This window comes from Pedobacter borealis DSM 19626 (assembly GCF_000708285.2).
GTDB classification, from domain to species: Bacteria; Bacteroidota; Bacteroidia; order Sphingobacteriales; family Sphingobacteriaceae; genus Pedobacter; species Pedobacter borealis.
Genome location: NZ_JAUG01000050.1, coordinates 1 through 15,710 on the forward strand (window position 1 = coordinate 1; position 15,710 = coordinate 15,710).

The following is a 15,710-nucleotide window of genomic DNA, read 5'->3' on the forward strand; positions in this document are numbered from 1 at the left end:
TCATTTTGTGGCGTTTTAATCAAGTTTTCTGTTAAGACGGTCGTCACCCTGAATTTATTTCAGGGTCTTTCACGCTAAAAAGATGCTGAAATAAATTCAGCAGGACGATAAAGCGGGATTAGGCGTAAATAAGATATAATTTTCAGCAAATAATTATCGAACTCAGGTTAATAGTATCTGGATATATACATTGGTTATTTCTTTTATCCGTCTTAAAAAGTGCCTTTTTTTAAGGCATGATATGATCTCATTGAAAACTTTAATGTCATTTAACTCTTGTACATTAAAAAATTAAGTTTTTAATGTACATAGTTTCTCTTTCAAATTTTTTGATGTGATTTTTTCTTTTAACATTAAAAAATTAAAATTTTAAGGTTAAAATTCTATATTTGAATATGGCAAATATGATAAATCCGGATCGTACGAAACCTTGGAATTCACTTCCCGAGCTCCCAATTGATCCAAATATCTATCTTGATGTTGACATTCTGTTACAACTCGGTAATAGCAAAGCAGCCCTAGCACGTTTGCAGGGAAGAAGTATAGCGATTCCAAATCAAGGCCTGCTTATTAATTCGATAAGTTTGCAGGAGGCCAAGGCATCAAGTGCAATTGAAAATATTTTCACTACTGATGACGAACTTTATAAGGCATATAGTGAAGAAAATGTTGGACAAGTAAATGGGCCCGCGAAGGAAATTCTCTACTATAGAGAGGCATTATGGGAAGGTCATCAATATCTTCAGGAAGATGGGGCTATTGATATAGAATACTTTGTGAAGATGTACCGTATTGTTAGTCAATTCAACGATGGCATTCGGCCTCCAGTTGCTCAGGTTGTAATTAAAGAAGGTGGAAGTGGACCTAACGCAGGAAAGGTGTTTTATACCCCTCCAAGAGGCGCAGGGATAATTGAAGCCAAAATGAATAATTTGATTACATTTCTTAATGATGAGGTTAATTATCCATTAGATCCATTGCTTAAGATGGCCATTGGCCATTATCAGTTCGAAGCAATACATCCATTTAGGGATGGCAACGGTAGAACAGGAAGGATTTTTAATATAAATTATCTAACAAAAAAAGGGTTGCTTGACTATCCAATACTTTTTCTGAGTAAATATATTATGCAAAATAAAGAAGAGTATTATGCTGGACTTGCCGGAATTACTCAGCGGGGAAGTTGGAAAAACTGGTTACTTTATATGCTTAAAGCAGTTGAAGTAACAGCAAATATTACCTATGATAAGATCAACGACATTATTGCAGCGAAAGAAGCAATTACGGAGGCAGTTATAGCGGATACAGATATTCAGCGACCAGATTCATTAATAAGTTCAATTTTTACTCAGCCTTTTACTCGGGTTCAGCATTTAGTTAAAGCTGGTATTTACGCAGAAAATACCGCAAGAAAATATCTGGATCTACTCACAGGGATGGGGGTTCTTGAAAAGAGGACCGTTGGTAAAGGGCATTATTTTCTTAATTTAGAATTGTACAGAATACTCTCAGAATAATAGATGCTTCTAATTTGCCATCCATTTATAAAGTAAATATTTCGATGAATCCAATCTGTAAACTTTTCAATATTAAATATCCAATTATTCAGGCCGGAATGGTTTGGTGCAGTGGGTGGAGATTGGCATCGGCAGTTTCCAATGCAGGAGGCCTTGGCATTATTGGAGCCGGTTCAATGTATCCTGATGTTTTAAGAACACATATTCAAAAGTGCAAATTAGCTACTCATCTGCCGTTTGGTGTTAATATTCCATTGCTCTATCCCAATATTCAGGAAATTATAGATGTGGTAATTGAAGAGAAAGTAAAAATTGTATTTTCTTCTGCTGGTAATCCTGCAACATGGACCAGTTTTTTAAAAGAAAAGGGTATTACTGTTGTTCATGTAATAGCGAATACAAAATTTGCCATAAAAGCGCAGGAAGCTGGCGTTGATGCCATTGTTGCCGAAGGCTTTGAAGCGGGTGGACATAACGGGAGAGAAGAAACCACCACCATGTGTTTAATTCCGATGATAAGGGATGCTGTTAAAATTCCTGTCATTGCTGCTGGCGGCATTGGGAGTGGAAAAGCCATGTTGGCTGCGTTTGCTTTAGGAGCAGATGCGGTTCAAATCGGTTCGGCTTTTGCTGTTGCCGAAGAATCATCTGCCCATCCGGCATTTAAAGATAAAATTATTGCTGCAGCAGAAGGTGATACCAAACTGGCCATGAAAAAACTGGTTCCGGTGCGGTTGCTGAAAAATGAATTTGCCGATGCGATATCGGTAGCAGAAGCTGAAGGCGCAGACAGAGGGCACTTAATGGAACTTTTGGGCAGAGCAAGGGCAAAAGTAGGGATGTTTGAAGGCGATATGGAAAATGGAGAACTCGAAATCGGTCAGGTTTCAGCTATGCTGGATGAAATTAAACCTGCAAAAGAAATCCTGGAAGAAATATGGTCAGGTTTTAGGTCCGAACTGCAAAGATTTAACAATTTACAGAGCGAATTGGACTTATAAACATAGGGATACACAATTGCTTTACTAACTTTGTAAGATTAAAACATTTCAATTTTATAACAATAAATGAAGCATCTTAATATAATCATAACAGGTAAAGTGCAGGGCGTTGGCTTTAGAGAAACCACTAAAATTATTGCCAACCAAATGATGGTAAATGGTTTTGTAAGGAACGAAACAGACGGATCGGTTTATATCGAAGCAGAAGGCGAACATATTTTTCTGGAAGAATTTGTAAACTGGTGCCACGAAGGGCCAGACCGCTCGCGTGTAGAAAATGTGGCGGTAAGCGATGGTGAAGTAAAAAACTATCGTAATTTTGAAATCTTACGAAAATAATAAGCATTCCGTATCAAGACTGATATTAGTCAACTGAAAATCTTGATACCTGATGCTTTTATCTTGATACTAACAAATGTCTGTATATAAAAAGTTTCTTGGGCAAACCATGGTTTATGGTATCAGTACCGTTTTTTCCAGGTTGTTCAATTTTATCCTCACGCCTATCTACACAGGTGTTTACCAAAAGGGTGTTTATGGCATTTTCACAAATATGTATGCCAATGCATCGTTGATTAACGCAGTTTTAGCCTTTGGGATGGAAAGTACCTATTTTAGGTATTTAAATAAATTTGATGACAAAAAGCAACAGGTGTATAATAATTCATTTCTGTGCATTGCTTTCATTTCATCACTTTTCTTAATTACAGGTTTAGTTTTTTCCTCTTCAATCGCGGGTTATTTAGCCACGAAAACCTCCGAAATCGCAGATTATAAACAATATGTAAGTTTCTTTTTGTGGATACTGTTTGTGGATGCTATTTGTGTAATCCCATTTGCCAAATTGAGGGCTGATGGTCGGCCATTTAAATATAGTGTTGCCAAATTTTTAAATATCGGTTGCTTTGTTGGCTTTAATCTTATATTCATTTACCTGATTCCAGCGATCATAAAACACAATTGGATAGGTTCAGAATGGTTTGCATCGTGGTATAGACATCAATGGATCGGTTATGTTTTTGTAGCTAATCTTATTGCCTCTGTTGTTACCCTGATTTATTTGCTGCCCGAATTTATGAAGTTGCAATTGCGTTTTGACGGTAAGCTTTTTGGCAATATGTTTTCCTACAGCTGGCCAATTTTGATAGCGAACCTGTCATTCATCGTAAACGAGAACCTGGATAAAATAGTACTTCAAAAACTATTGCCACCCGAAATTGCCGATGGAGAGGTTGGAATTTATGGTGCAGTATGTAAAATAGCAATTTTCTTAAGTATTTTTATCACCGCTTTCAGGCTGGGTGCCGAACCGTTTTTCTTTAGCCATGCAAAAGAGAAAAATGCAAGGGATACCTATGCTACAATTTTGAAATATTTCGTAATTGCCCTATCTGTTCTTTTTATTGCCATTATTGCCAATATCGAACTGCTAAAATTTTTCATCCGCAAACAAGAGTATTGGGTAGGTTTACCAGCAGTTCCTTATTTATTGTTAGGCTATGTGTGCCTGGGTGTTTATATGAACCTGTCTATCTGGTACCGGCTATCCGATCAGACCCGTTTCGGACTCTATATTTCTGTTGCCGGAGCTATAATTACGATTGTGCTCAATGTGGTTTTAATCCCACGCTTTAGCTATATGGGTTCTGCCTGGGTAAGTATGCTGGCTTATTTTGTAATGATGGTTTTATCTTATGTACTCGGACAGAAATATTATCCAATCCCTTATAACCTTAAAAAGATTTCAGCTTATTTAATTATTTCAACAATAATTGTATTCTCTTCATTTTTTATCTTTAACCGGAACATCTATATTGGTAATGCCATGTTAATTGTTTTTGTTGCGGGTATTGCCTATTTTGAAAAGAATGATTTAATGAAAATACTAAAAAGAGGTTAGTTAGAGACTTTTGTATTAGGTTCATCGTTAATGGTCAATGGCAATCAAACCATGATCTATAAGCCATTAACCTAAAGTACCCAACAATAAAAAAATGGAAATAAAAATTATCAATACATCCGAACACCCACTTCCTCAATATGAAACTGCACATGCGGCTGGTATGGATCTGCGGGCATCAATAATAGAAGAAATGATATTGAAACCTTTGCAGCGCTTATTGGTGCCAACAGGTTTGTTTATTGAGTTACCGATCGGTTACGAAGCACAAATCAGGCCCAGAAGCGGCTTGGCCTATAAACACGGTATTAGCATTGTAAATGCGCCTGGTACAATTGACGCCGATTACCGTGGTGAAATAAAAGTTTTATTGGTAAATTTATCAGATACAGATTTTAAAATCGTTAATGGCGATAGAATTGCACAAATGGTTGTGGCAAAACACGAAACCGTTAGCTGGCAAACCGTTGAACAATTAGGGGAAACTGTACGCGGCGAAGGTGGCTACGGACATACGGGGAAATAGTCCACAGTCCTAAGTCAAAAGTCCTTAGTCTGGAGTAAATTATTTGGATTGATAAATGATATGAAATACAAAGTACATTTTCTTGTTGGAGCCACTTTAGTGAGCTTCCAGGCTTTTGGGCAGGGAACGGTTACGCCAAGTACCAATCGCGATAGCAATATGGTAAAACAATTGTTTTTTGCGGGCTTAAGGGAGAAAATGTCTGAAAATTATGTTGTTGCCTCTACCAATTTCAATAAAATTGTTGGTTTAGATCCGAATAACCATGCAGCCTATTTCGAGCTGGCCAATGCAAACCTGCGTTTAGATAAACTTTCGGAAGCCGAACAGAACATAAAACAGGCAATTAAATTAAACGCCGGCAATTTGTGGTACTGGCGCTTACTTGGTGAGGTATACAAGCGCACCAATAAAATGCCCGAACTAATCGAAGTGTTTAATCAGTTGATCCGCCTCGATCCCGAAAACGATGCCTATTATTTTGATAAAGCCAATGCGCAGTTCTTAGGCAATCAGCTGGATGCTGCAAAAAAGACCTATGATGAAATTCAGGCTAAATTTGGCGAATCAAGAGATTTGGTAAACGCCAGAAAGCGTCTGCAATCTAACGGGAATGCCACTGAAAGTGATATTGTTAAATTACTGGAAGGCAATCAGGCTGATGTAAAGAACTATTTATATGCTGCAGGTTTGCTTTTGCAGAAGGGAAATGATCCGGAAGCATTAAAAGTGTTAACCAAGGCGCAGCAGCTCGAACCCAATAATTTTGAGGTAAACCTGGCTTTGGCTGATATTTACCGTAAGCAGAAAAATGACGAAGCTGCATTTTCTTCCTTAAAATTGGCTTTCGAAAGCAATGAAATGCCTCTTACGGAAAAGGTGAAGATTATCGCTGCACTTTTTCCAAAACTTAACCAACCCGTTGTTGCCAAAAATGTAACTGAACTAAGTAAACTGGTTGCAGAAAAAAATCCGGCTGATGCAAAAGCATTGGCGCTTTATGGCGATGTACTTTATCAGCAGAATAACTTAAAAGATGCATTGTCCCAATATCAGGCTGCTTTAAAACTTAACGAACAGGTTTATGTAGTGTGGGAACAGGTCATTAATATCGAAACACTGCTTGGGCACTATGAGGAAGCCATAAAGGTTGGCGATGAGGCTTTAAGCATTTATCCCAATCAGGCCAGCTTATATTATTATATGGCTTATGCCCTGTTTAAGACAGGTAAATATGAGCCTGCTCAAAGCAATTTAAAAACCTCCTTACAGTTAGATGTGGAGAATAAAAGCCTGCAGGCGCAGATTTATGCACTACAGGGCGATATCTACATCAACCAGAATAATTTTGCCTTAGCTAAAACAGCTTTCGAAAAAGCCATTTCAACAGAACCCGATAATTATCTCATCGTGAATAATTATGCCTATTATTTGGCGTTAAGAAATGACGACTTAACCAAGGCAGCGAAATATGCAGAAACAGCGGCCAATGCTATGCCAAATAATCCTTCAATTGTAGATACCTACGCGTTTATTCTGTTTAAACAGCAAAAATACGATCTGGCGAAAACATGGATCGAAAAGGCTTTGCAAAACAATAGCAATAAAAACGGTGTTTACTTGGAGCGATATGGCGATATACTTTTTATGAAAGGTGAAAAGGATGCAGCATTAATCCAATGGCAAAAAGCAAAAGAGGCCGGAAACGGATCAGAAGTATTAATTAAAAAGATAAATGAAAAGAAGTATTTTAAATAGCGCATTCCTGTTAGGAGCTGTAATTTTTGTTTCGGCATGTAAACCTAAAAAAGAAATTGTAGTTGCTCCACCTACCAAAACAGAAACCAAAACTGATAATTCGAAAGCAGAAGCTTTAACACTACTAAATAGCAAGCAACTCAAATTTAATACACTTTCTTTAAAAGCAAAAGCAACTTTAGATATTGCCGGCGATGCAAACGATGTAACCATGAATTTCAAGATGAAAGACAAGGAGACCATTTGGGTAAGCATTACCGCATTAGGTGGAATGGCAGAGGTGGCAAGGGCTTTGATTACCCCTGATAGCATCAAGATCATGAACCGGATGAAAAGCGAATACCTGAAAAAACCTTTTAGTTATATTTACAATTTCACTAATAAACAGGTTAATTTTAATACTTTACAAGCCGTTTTAACGGGTAATGCCATGGGCGAGTTTTTAACAGCAGAATCAGATGTTAAGCAGGAAAATGGTGTTTGGGTGGTTTCCGGAAGCAAATCGGAGTTAGATTATAAATTGCTTTTTAATACACTTTTTAAAGTAGCTGAAACCAATTTAAATGACGCTAAAAACGGTCAGGCGCTAAAAGTTACCTATACCGACTATCAAAAATTAAACGAGTCATTATTCCCTAGCGCATTGCAGATCAAAACACTATCTAAAGCCAAGCGGATAAACATCGACCTACAGTTTGTCAAAATTGATGGCAATGTTCCTGTCGATTTTCCGTTTAATGTACCAAAGAGATTTACGGTTGTAAAGTAGGCTTAAAAACTACATTCAAATATTCTTTTAATGATTTGCCAGGTTAGGTACTGCATTAGTACAGCGGCTTTGGCAATCTTTATATGTATGAAGATTGAGTGAAGACAGTTCTGTAATAAGTAATTATGACTTTAGTATCTCGATTTTAATATTTTTACTACAAAAATTTTTATACTTTTGGCTTAATGAAGCTACAAAAACTCCTATTTATCCTTTTTTTAAGCGTGTTAACCCTTTCGGCGGTTGCACAAACTGAAAGCCAGCTCAGAAGGAAAAAAGAAGCTATACAACGCGAAATTGAACAGCTTCAAAAGAATTTGAATAAAACTGCCAGTGGTAAAAAGCTTACTATACAGCAGATTAATACTATAAATGCCCAGATTAGGCTGCGCCAGGATAAAATCGGTACAATCAACTCTGAAATAAAAAATCTGGATAACCAAATCTCTCAGAACACAAATACCGTACATACGTTACAAGGTCAGTTGGGCGATCTTAAAAAAGAGTATGCGGGAATGATCCGTTTTGCACAGCGCAACAGAAATTCATACGATAAAATGATGTTCATTTTTGCGGCGAAGGATTTTAACCAGGCATATAAAAGAATAAAGTATTTACAGCAGTTTAGTCAATACCGTAAAAAACAGGCTGGATACATTGAGAATACGCAGCAAGATCTGAACGGCAAGATTAAGGTTCTGGATAAAACACTCAGGGAAAAAAGTGATCTGTTGAAGGAACAGGAAAGAGAGCGTGAGCGTTTAAGCAAGGATAAAAGCAAACAATCAGTAGAATTAAACAAACTGAGCAAGGACGAAAAACAGTTTAAACAGGATATTACCAGTCGTAAAAAACAACAGGCTCAGATAGACAGGGCCATTAGTGCTGCAATTCAGCGGGCAATTGAAGAAGCGAGAAGGAAGGCCGCAGAAGAGGCAAGAAGAAAAGCGGCTGAAGAAGCACGGATTGCGGCGGCTAAAGCCAAGGCTGAAAATAGACCTGTACCTACTGCACCAGCTACACCAACCGCTAAAGCAAAATCGACAGGAGAATTGCTTACTGCAACACCTGAGGCAGCCAGATTATCGGCAGGTTTTGAAAATAACAGAGGAAGGTTACCTTGGCCTGTAGCGACAGGAACAATAACCGAAAGGTTTGGTTTACATAAGATCGACCAGGCAAGTTATACCAACGATGGAGTAGATATCACTACAACTGATGGGGCAACTGTTAGAAGTATATTTGCAGGTAAGGTTGTTATGGTGCAAAATATTATGGGCAGAACTGCTGTAGTAATTAACCACGGCGAGTACTTTACAGTATACCAAAACTTAAGATCGGTTAGTGTGAGTGTAGGTAATTTAGTTGAAACCAAACAGGCCATTGGGCTTGTGGCAAATACTGGTGACGACGCCATTTTAAAATTCCAGATTAGAAGAGGCCAGGGAACTTTAAATCCTGAAGCCTGGATTAGTAAATAAACTTAAGACAAGTTAAAATGTCTATATTTGTATAAATTATATTAGTGATGTATCAAGGCACGTTATTAGAGTTTTTAAACATGGGTGGATCAGAGATCGTACTCATTTTAGTGGTGGTTCTATTGTTGTTCGGAGGTAAAAAATTACCTGAACTTGCAAGGGGACTAGGGAAGGGGATCAGAGAATTCAAAGATGCCTCTGATGGTGTTAAGCGTGAAATCCATAGGAATATCAATGCCATGGATTTAGATAAAGAAGAAGCGGAAGAAACAGCGGTAAACCATAGTCAGCGCCATCATCCAACAGAAGAATCACCGGTTGATGAAAAAATAGAGGCAAGTGAGTCACACATTGATCTAAGCAAGCCTACTGACGAAAAAATTGTAACTGACAAAGAAAAAGTTTAAACAAAAAAATCATGTTAAATACAACAATAGCAGCAATGCTTGGAACACCAGAAATTATCATTATTGCAATAGTGGTATTGTTATTATTTGGTGGTAAAAAAATTCCTGAACTCATGAGAGGTTTAGGTAAAGGTGTTAAAGAATTTAAAGATGGTAAAGATGGCGTTGATGGAGAACAAGTAGATCCGTCTAACCGTGATAAAACCGTTTAATTGCAATAATTTTTAGTTTTGAAGAAATACAGCTCTCTTAAAGAGATTCAAACACTCATTGCGCAAAAGCAATTAACTTTACCCGATTTATTAGCTTATTATTTTAAGCAAATTGAAAATAATGAACACCTCAATGCATTTAATGAGGTGTTTTTTTTATCGGCCGAAGTTCAGGCGAAAGCGATACAGCAAAAAATAGAAGAAGGTACTGCAGGTAAACTTGCAGGGATGGTAATTGGTATTAAAGATAATATCTGTTATAAAGACCATATCGTTACTGCATCGTCAAAAATGCTCGAAGGTTTTGTATCTCCATATTCTTCTACAGTTGTGCAGCGATTGTTACAGGAAGATGCCGTTATTATCGGCCGTTTAAACTGTGATGAGTTTGCTATGGGCGGCTCTAATGAAACTTCATACTATGGGGTTGCTAAAAATGCTGCAAATCCCGACCTTGTTCCTGGTGGGTCTTCAGGCGGCTCAGCTGTAGCCGTTCAGGCCGATATGTGTTTGTCTGCCCTGGGTACCGATACCGGTGGCTCGGTAAGACAGCCAGCTGCATTTTGTGGCCAGATTGGGCTTAAACCTACTTATGGGCGTATATCGAGGTATGGTGTTATTGCCTATGCTTCCTCTTTCGATCAGGTTGGGCCAATTACATCATCAGTAGAAGATGCCGCCTTGCTTTTACAGGTTTTAGCTGGAGCAGATGATTACGATTCTACTGTTTCGCCAGATGCAGTGCCCGATTACCCTGCTCATTTAAACGAGCATAAAAAACAAAAAATAGCGGTATTAAAAGAAACTATTGAGAGCGAAGCCCTCGATCCCGAAATCAAATCGGCTATTTTAAAATCTATCGAGCAGCTCAAGTCAGATGGCCATACTGTTGAGTATGTTTCTTTTGATCTGTTGGATTATCTGGTTCCGGCCTACTATATCTTAACAACGGCCGAAGCCTCTTCAAATCTTTCGCGTTATGATGGCGTTCATTACGGACATCGTAACCTGGAAGCGAAATCGCTAAATGAACTTTATAAATTATCACGCGCCGAAGGTTTTGGCGAGGAAGTAAAACGCCGTATCCTTTTAGGTACTTTTGTTTTAAGTGCTGGATATTACGATGCTTACTATCAAAAAGCACAGCAGGTTCGCCGATTGATCAGAGAAAAAATGGATGCCTTGTTTCAGGATTATGATTTAATTCTTTCTCCTGTGGCACCAACAGCAGCTTTTAAAATTGGCGATAATGTTCAGGATGCAATTGTGATGTATATGGCCGATATTTTTACGGTATTGCCTTCTTTAAGCGGAAATCCGGCTATTGCTTTGCCACTAGGCAATAATGCAGCAGGATTGCCGTTAAGTATACAGTTTACAGCCAAACATTTTGAGGAAGATAAGCTTCTGGCTTTTTCTCAGGCATTTTTATCATAGTTTTATCGTCATTGCGAGTTACAAAGCATTATAGTTAAGTATGGCAATGGCATTTTATTAACTGTTTTTCCAGGCATTGTCTAGAAGGTTCGCAGGTTCTTACTCTTTTCCTAATTATGGAAAGAAAAGGAATCTGTATAAAGGTTTGTGAGGACACACGCCACGGTTAATGAAAATTTGAACCAATAGCCCATGATTAAAAAATTACTTTTTGCTTCAATTTGCGCTTGTTTAGGATACATTTCTTCTTCTTCCGCGCAACAAACGCTCAAACTGGATAGTCTTCCGAAGATTCACAACAACATCTTTATCAATACCGATACCGTAGCTGTACCGGCTGTTTCAGAAAACCCATTAACCATGGGCCAGAACTTTATCTATAAACTCAGGCTCGATTCTATCGCTAAAACGGTACCTCTTCCTTACAACGAGTACGTTCAGCAGTATATCGATATTTATGCCAAGCGTAAAGATATGTTCGGGAAAATGATCGGCTTATCTAGCTATTACTTCCCGATTTTTGATAAAGCCTTAAAAGATTATAATATTCCACAGGAAATAAAATATTTAACCATTGTCGAATCGCAGATGAATCCGCATGCCATTTCTAGAGTAGGGGCAACGGGTATCTGGCAGTTTATGTTCGGCACTGGTAAGGCCTATGGCCTAAAGATGGATAACTTTGTGGATGAACGCAAAGATCCCATCCAGGCCAGTTATGCAGCGGCAGCCTATTTTAGAGATGCTTTTGAAGAGCTTGGCGATTGGCTGTTGGCCATTGCCGCTTATAACTGCGGAAAGGGGAATGTTAACCGGGCTATTGATAAAGCTGGATCAAGGGATTTTTGGGTAATCAGACAGTTTTTACCTAAAGAAACCAGAAATTATGTACCAGCATTTATTGCCGCAGTTTATGTAATGAATTATTCTGGCAAACATCAGATTACCGCGCAAGCCTCGAGCATGTTCTTAAAAACTGATACGGTTCAAACTACCCGTTTCGTGTCGCTATCTACGCTTGCAAAAGTGTTAAATATTGATGAAGCGGCGATTATGGCTTTAAATCCATCCTACAAGAAAAAGATAGTAAATGGTACCGATGATGAGCCGAAACGTATTGTAATGCCTAAGTTAAGAGATATCGATTACGCAGGTATTTATGATGTGCTCAACAACCAGGAAGTGGATGTAAGCATGAAAGTGGTGGCCGCGAGTACTGATGATGTAAGAGATTTAAGAAAGAAAAAAACTAAAAGTATAGCTACATCCTCAGTAGTTTATCATAAAGTTACTTTAGGACAGAGCTTAACAACTGTAGCCGATAAATATGGTGTAGAGGTACAGGATTTAAGGGTTTGGAACGGTTTAAAAAGCAAAACGCTGGTGCCGGGACAAAGACTAAAGATTTATGCCAAAAACCGGACGCCGTTAAAAGCACCATCGTCGTTTCTAAGTTACAAGGTTAAAACCGGCGATACCCTGTCTGAAATTGCAGAGAAATTTGACGGTGCAACCGTTCAAAGCATCAGAAGAGACAACCGTTTATCAAAAGTTGGTTTGCAAGTAGGTATGATCCTGAAAATCAGTAGAGGATAACAGGGCAAACCTGACAATGGCATTCATTTCTTGATCAAAAAATCTGAAATTCTATTAACAGCGCTTGGTTTAATCCAATTAGTGTAACGGTAGTTTAGTGTAACGTCTTATTTAACTTTTTTGAAGGGCTTTTTATTTTATGCCTCATAAAAAGAATTGTACCTTTGCCCCCGTCACTAATAAGTTACGTAATGAGTAAGACCACTAGAAAGCAAGATGCGCTTGATTACCACTCGCAAGGCCGTCCAGGAAAGATACAAGTAGTACCCACAAAACCTACAACATCGCAAAGAGATTTAACTTTAGCGTATTCTCCTGGCGTTGCAGAGCCATGTTTGAAGATTGCAGAAAATAAAGAAGATGTTTATAAATATACCGCAAAGGGTAACCTGGTTGCGGTAATCAGTAACGGTACAGCCGTTTTAGGTTTAGGTGATATTGGCCCGGAAGCCGGAAAACCAGTAATGGAAGGAAAAGGTTTACTTTTTAAGATATTTGCTGATATTGATGTATTTGATTTAGAGTTGGATACCAAAAATGTTGATGATTTTGTGAAAATTGTTAAGGCTTTAGAGCCAACTTTTGGTGGGGTTAACTTAGAAGATATTAAAGCGCCAGAATGTTTCGAAATTGAGCGTCGCTTAAAGGAAGAAATGAACATTCCGGTAATGCATGATGATCAACATGGTACAGCGATTATTTCGGCTGCGGCATTGTTGAACGCTTGCGAAATCTTCAAGAAAAAAATGGATAAAATCAAGATTGTAGTTAATGGTGCTGGCGCCGCTGCAATTTCTTGTACCAAACTTTATGTTTCTTTGGGTGCTAAAAAAGAGAACATCGTTATGTGCGACCGTTCTGGCGTGATCCGTAAAGACCGTGAAGTACTTGATGATATCAAAGCTGAATTTGCTACTGATAGAAAAATCAACACTTTGGCAGAAGCCATGAAAGATTCTGATGTATTTATCGGCCTTTCATCAGCAGATTGTGTTACAGCAGAAATGCTGACTTCGATGGCCAAAAACCCTATCGTTTTTGCAATGGCCAACCCTAATCCGGAGATTGCCTACGAACTGGCAATTAAAACCCGTAAAGATATTATTATGGCTACCGGCCGTTCTGATTATCCGAACCAGGTAAATAACGTTTTAGGTTTCCCTTATATTTTCCGTGGTGCGCTTGATGTTCGTGCAACAGGAATTAACGAGCCGATGAAAATAGCTGCGGTTAAAGCCATTGCAGAATTAGCTAAAAAATCTGTTCCAGAGGCTGTAAACTTAGCATACAATGCTCGTAACCTTAAATTTGGTAAAGAATATATTATCCCAAAACCTGTTGATTTCAGGTTAATTACCGAAGTTTCTATCGCGGTAGCTAAAGCAGCAATTGAAAGTGGCGTAGCCCGTAAAATTATTACCGATTGGGATGCCTATAGCGAAGAACTGAGAAAACGTCTGGGTTTGGATGATGCCATTATGCGTGCCATCACTACCAAAGCTAAAACAGATCCAAAAAGAGTTGTATTTGCTGAAGCCGATAATTACAAGATTTTAAAGGCTGCACAGATTGTTAACGACGAGAATATTGCTATTCCGATCCTTTTAGGAAATAAAGAGAAAATACAGGCCATTATTGATGAGCACGGTTTAGAGTTGGAAGGTGTTGAGATCATCGATCAGATGCAAAATCCTGATAAAACCAAACAATATGCCGAGGCGCTTTATCAAAAACGTCAGCGTAAAGGGGTTTCATTAACTGATGCCACTAAATTATTGAGAGACCGTAACTACTATGGCGCATCGATGGTTGAGTTTGGCGAAGCAGATGCGATGATTTCGGGTCTGACTAAAAATTATGGATCTACCATTAAGCCTGCTTTACATGTAATCGGTGTTGATCCAAGTGTAAAACGCGTTGCTGGTATGTACATGATGATGACCAAAAAAGGTCCTGTTTTCTTCGGCGATACCACTGTAAACGTAGATCCAACGGCAGAAGAGCTGGTAGATATTACTTTATTGCTTGATAAATCTGTTAAGCAGTTTAACATCAAGCCCCGTATTGCTTTATTATCATATTCGAACTTTGGTTCAAATGATGGCATAACACCAAATAAAGTAAGAGAAACGGTTAACCTCCTGCACAAAAATCATCCGGAGGTAATTGTAGATGGAGAGATGCAAGGAAACTTTGCCATCAACAACGAACTGTTGAAAGATAATTTTCCATTTAGCACTTTGGCCGATGCTCCGGCGAACACTTTAGTGTTCCCAAATCTGGAGTCTGGAAACATTGCATACAAATTGTTACAAGAGTTAGGCGGTGCCGAAGCGGTGGGTCCGATCTTGTTAGGACTGAATAAACCTGTTCATATTGTTCAATTAGGTAGTTCTGTACGCGAAATCGTCAATATGGTTACCATTGCTGTTGTAGATGTGCAAGCAAAAGAAGAAATTGCAACATCGAAACGAAAAGGTATATTTGGAAAAACAACTAAAAAGTAGAATTACATGTACGCCTATATTGATGGTAAATTGACATTCAAAAACCCAGCATATGTTGTGGTTGAAGCCGGAGGTATAGGCTATCATATAAACATTTCTTTAAATACATACAGCGCTTTAGCTGATGCAGAAAGGTGTAAACTATACACCTGGCTGCATGTAAAAGAAGATGCACATACATTATACGGCTTCGCCGATGAAGGCGAACGCCGTTTATTTTTACACTTAATATCGGTATCGGGAATTGGACCAAATACTGGTAGAATGATTTTATCATCTATCACACCAGTTGAAATCCAGACCGCAATTGTTAAAGCAGATTTGCCTCTAATTCAAAGAATTAAGGGCTTAGGAGCTAAAACCGCACAACGCCTGGTTTTAGAGTTACAGGATAAACTAAAAAAAGAAGGGGCAGATTCATTAATTTTTATGCCTCAACACAATACTGTTAAAGATGAAGCGTTATCAGCATTAGTAATGCTCGGATTCGTCAAACAAACCGCCGAAAAAACTATAGACCAGATATTAAAAGTGACAGAGGGAACACTTTCGGTAGAGCAACTAATTAAACAAGCTTTAAAAACTTTATAGATCTACTG

The 15,710-nt window shown here is 38.3% G+C and carries 14 protein-coding genes; all 14 read left to right on the forward strand.

The features are described from left to right. Positions 1–395: 395 nt before the first annotated feature. The 14 genes from AW17_RS14145 to ruvA all read left to right on the forward strand — a co-directional run bounded on the left by AW17_RS14145 (position 396) and on the right by ruvA (position 15,702). The gene (locus AW17_RS14145; protein WP_029277470.1) at positions 396–1,517 is read left to right on the forward strand and encodes a Fic family protein; all 1,122 of its coding nucleotides are present in this window, start codon (positions 396–398) and stop codon (positions 1,515–1,517) included. Between the two features lie 44 nt (positions 1,518–1,561). Beyond that, entirely contained in the window at positions 1,562–2,518 is a 957-nt protein-coding gene (locus tag AW17_RS14150) for an NAD(P)H-dependent flavin oxidoreductase (protein WP_029277471.1), read from the forward strand. Between the two features lie 66 nt (positions 2,519–2,584). Further along, entirely contained in the window at positions 2,585–2,857 is a 273-nt protein-coding gene (locus AW17_RS14155; protein WP_029277472.1) for an acylphosphatase, read from the forward strand. 76 nt (positions 2,858–2,933) lie between these two features. Further along, entirely contained in the window at positions 2,934–4,418 is a 1,485-nt protein-coding gene (locus AW17_RS14160) for an oligosaccharide flippase family protein (protein ID WP_029277481.1), read from the forward strand. A gap of 94 nt (positions 4,419–4,512) precedes the next feature. Then, complete coding sequence (gene dut / locus AW17_RS14165) at positions 4,513–4,944, forward strand: dUTP diphosphatase (protein ID WP_029277482.1); 432 nt, start codon at positions 4,513–4,515, stop codon at positions 4,942–4,944. A gap of 60 nt (positions 4,945–5,004) precedes the next feature. Next, a complete protein-coding gene (locus AW17_RS14170) occupies positions 5,005–6,702 on the forward strand; it encodes a tetratricopeptide repeat protein (RefSeq protein ID WP_029277483.1) in 1,698 nt (565 codons plus the stop codon). Continuing rightward, positions 6,680–7,471 carry a lipoprotein insertase outer membrane protein LolB1 gene (gene lolB1 / locus AW17_RS14175; protein WP_029277484.1) on the forward strand — a complete coding sequence of 264 codons (792 nt, stop codon included), beginning with the start codon at positions 6,680–6,682 and terminating at the stop codon, positions 7,469–7,471. Before AW17_RS14170 ends, lolB1 begins: the two co-directional genes overlap by 23 nt. A 185-nt stretch (positions 7,472–7,656) precedes the next feature. Beyond that, on the forward strand, positions 7,657–8,952 hold the full coding sequence (locus AW17_RS14180) for a murein hydrolase activator EnvC family protein (protein ID WP_029277491.1): 1,296 nt from the start codon (positions 7,657–7,659) through the stop codon (positions 8,950–8,952). Positions 8,953–8,999: 47 nt separating this feature from the next. Continuing rightward, the gene (locus AW17_RS14185) at positions 9,000–9,359 is read left to right on the forward strand and encodes a Sec-independent protein translocase subunit TatA/TatB (protein ID WP_036669953.1); all 360 of its coding nucleotides are present in this window, start codon (positions 9,000–9,002) and stop codon (positions 9,357–9,359) included. Between the two features lie 11 nt (positions 9,360–9,370). Then, positions 9,371–9,571 carry a twin-arginine translocase TatA/TatE family subunit gene (tatA, locus tag AW17_RS14190; protein ID WP_029277499.1) on the forward strand — a complete coding sequence of 67 codons (201 nt, stop codon included), beginning with the start codon at positions 9,371–9,373 and terminating at the stop codon, positions 9,569–9,571. An 18-nt stretch (positions 9,572–9,589) separates the two neighbouring features. Then, a complete protein-coding gene (gatA, locus tag AW17_RS14195; protein ID WP_029277500.1) occupies positions 9,590–11,008 on the forward strand; it encodes an Asp-tRNA(Asn)/Glu-tRNA(Gln) amidotransferase subunit GatA in 1,419 nt (472 codons plus the stop codon). A 192-nt stretch (positions 11,009–11,200) separates the two neighbouring features. Beyond that, complete coding sequence (locus tag AW17_RS14200; protein WP_029277502.1) at positions 11,201–12,604, forward strand: lytic transglycosylase domain-containing protein; 1,404 nt, start codon at positions 11,201–11,203, stop codon at positions 12,602–12,604. A gap of 191 nt (positions 12,605–12,795) precedes the next feature. Further along, entirely contained in the window at positions 12,796–15,111 is a 2,316-nt protein-coding gene (locus AW17_RS14205) for an NADP-dependent malic enzyme (protein WP_029277504.1), read from the forward strand. Positions 15,112–15,117: 6 nt separating this feature from the next. After that, positions 15,118–15,702 (forward strand): Holliday junction branch migration protein RuvA, encoded by a 585-nt coding sequence (ruvA, locus tag AW17_RS14210; RefSeq protein WP_029277506.1) that lies wholly within the window; start codon positions 15,118–15,120, stop codon positions 15,700–15,702. The last annotated feature ends 8 nt before the right edge of the window (positions 15,703–15,710 follow it).

What these genes read in the sequence shown, in the direction of transcription:
- AW17_RS14145 (WP_029277470.1), top strand. Translation starts at nt 396, where the DNA reads ATGGCAAATATGATAAATCCGGATCGTACGAAACCTTGGAATTCACTT.
- AW17_RS14150 (WP_029277471.1), top strand. Translation starts at nt 1,562, where the DNA reads ATGAATCCAATCTGTAAACTTTTCAATATTAAATATCCAATTATTCAG.
- AW17_RS14155 (WP_029277472.1), top strand. Translation starts at nt 2,585, where the DNA reads ATGAAGCATCTTAATATAATCATAACAGGTAAAGTGCAGGGCGTTGGC.
- AW17_RS14160 (WP_029277481.1), top strand. Translation starts at nt 2,934, where the DNA reads ATGTCTGTATATAAAAAGTTTCTTGGGCAAACCATGGTTTATGGTATC.
- dut (WP_029277482.1), top strand. Translation starts at nt 4,513, where the DNA reads ATGGAAATAAAAATTATCAATACATCCGAACACCCACTTCCTCAATAT.
- AW17_RS14170 (WP_029277483.1), top strand. Translation starts at nt 5,005, where the DNA reads ATGAAATACAAAGTACATTTTCTTGTTGGAGCCACTTTAGTGAGCTTC.
- lolB1 (WP_029277484.1), top strand. Translation starts at nt 6,680, where the DNA reads ATGAAAAGAAGTATTTTAAATAGCGCATTCCTGTTAGGAGCTGTAATT.
- AW17_RS14180 (WP_029277491.1), top strand. Translation starts at nt 7,657, where the DNA reads ATGAAGCTACAAAAACTCCTATTTATCCTTTTTTTAAGCGTGTTAACC.
- AW17_RS14185 (WP_036669953.1), top strand. Translation starts at nt 9,000, where the DNA reads ATGTATCAAGGCACGTTATTAGAGTTTTTAAACATGGGTGGATCAGAG.
- tatA (WP_029277499.1), top strand. Translation starts at nt 9,371, where the DNA reads ATGTTAAATACAACAATAGCAGCAATGCTTGGAACACCAGAAATTATC.
- AW17_RS14200 (WP_029277502.1), top strand. Translation starts at nt 11,201, where the DNA reads ATGATTAAAAAATTACTTTTTGCTTCAATTTGCGCTTGTTTAGGATAC.
- AW17_RS14205 (WP_029277504.1), top strand. Translation starts at nt 12,796, where the DNA reads ATGAGTAAGACCACTAGAAAGCAAGATGCGCTTGATTACCACTCGCAA.
- ruvA (WP_029277506.1), top strand. Translation starts at nt 15,118, where the DNA reads ATGTACGCCTATATTGATGGTAAATTGACATTCAAAAACCCAGCATAT.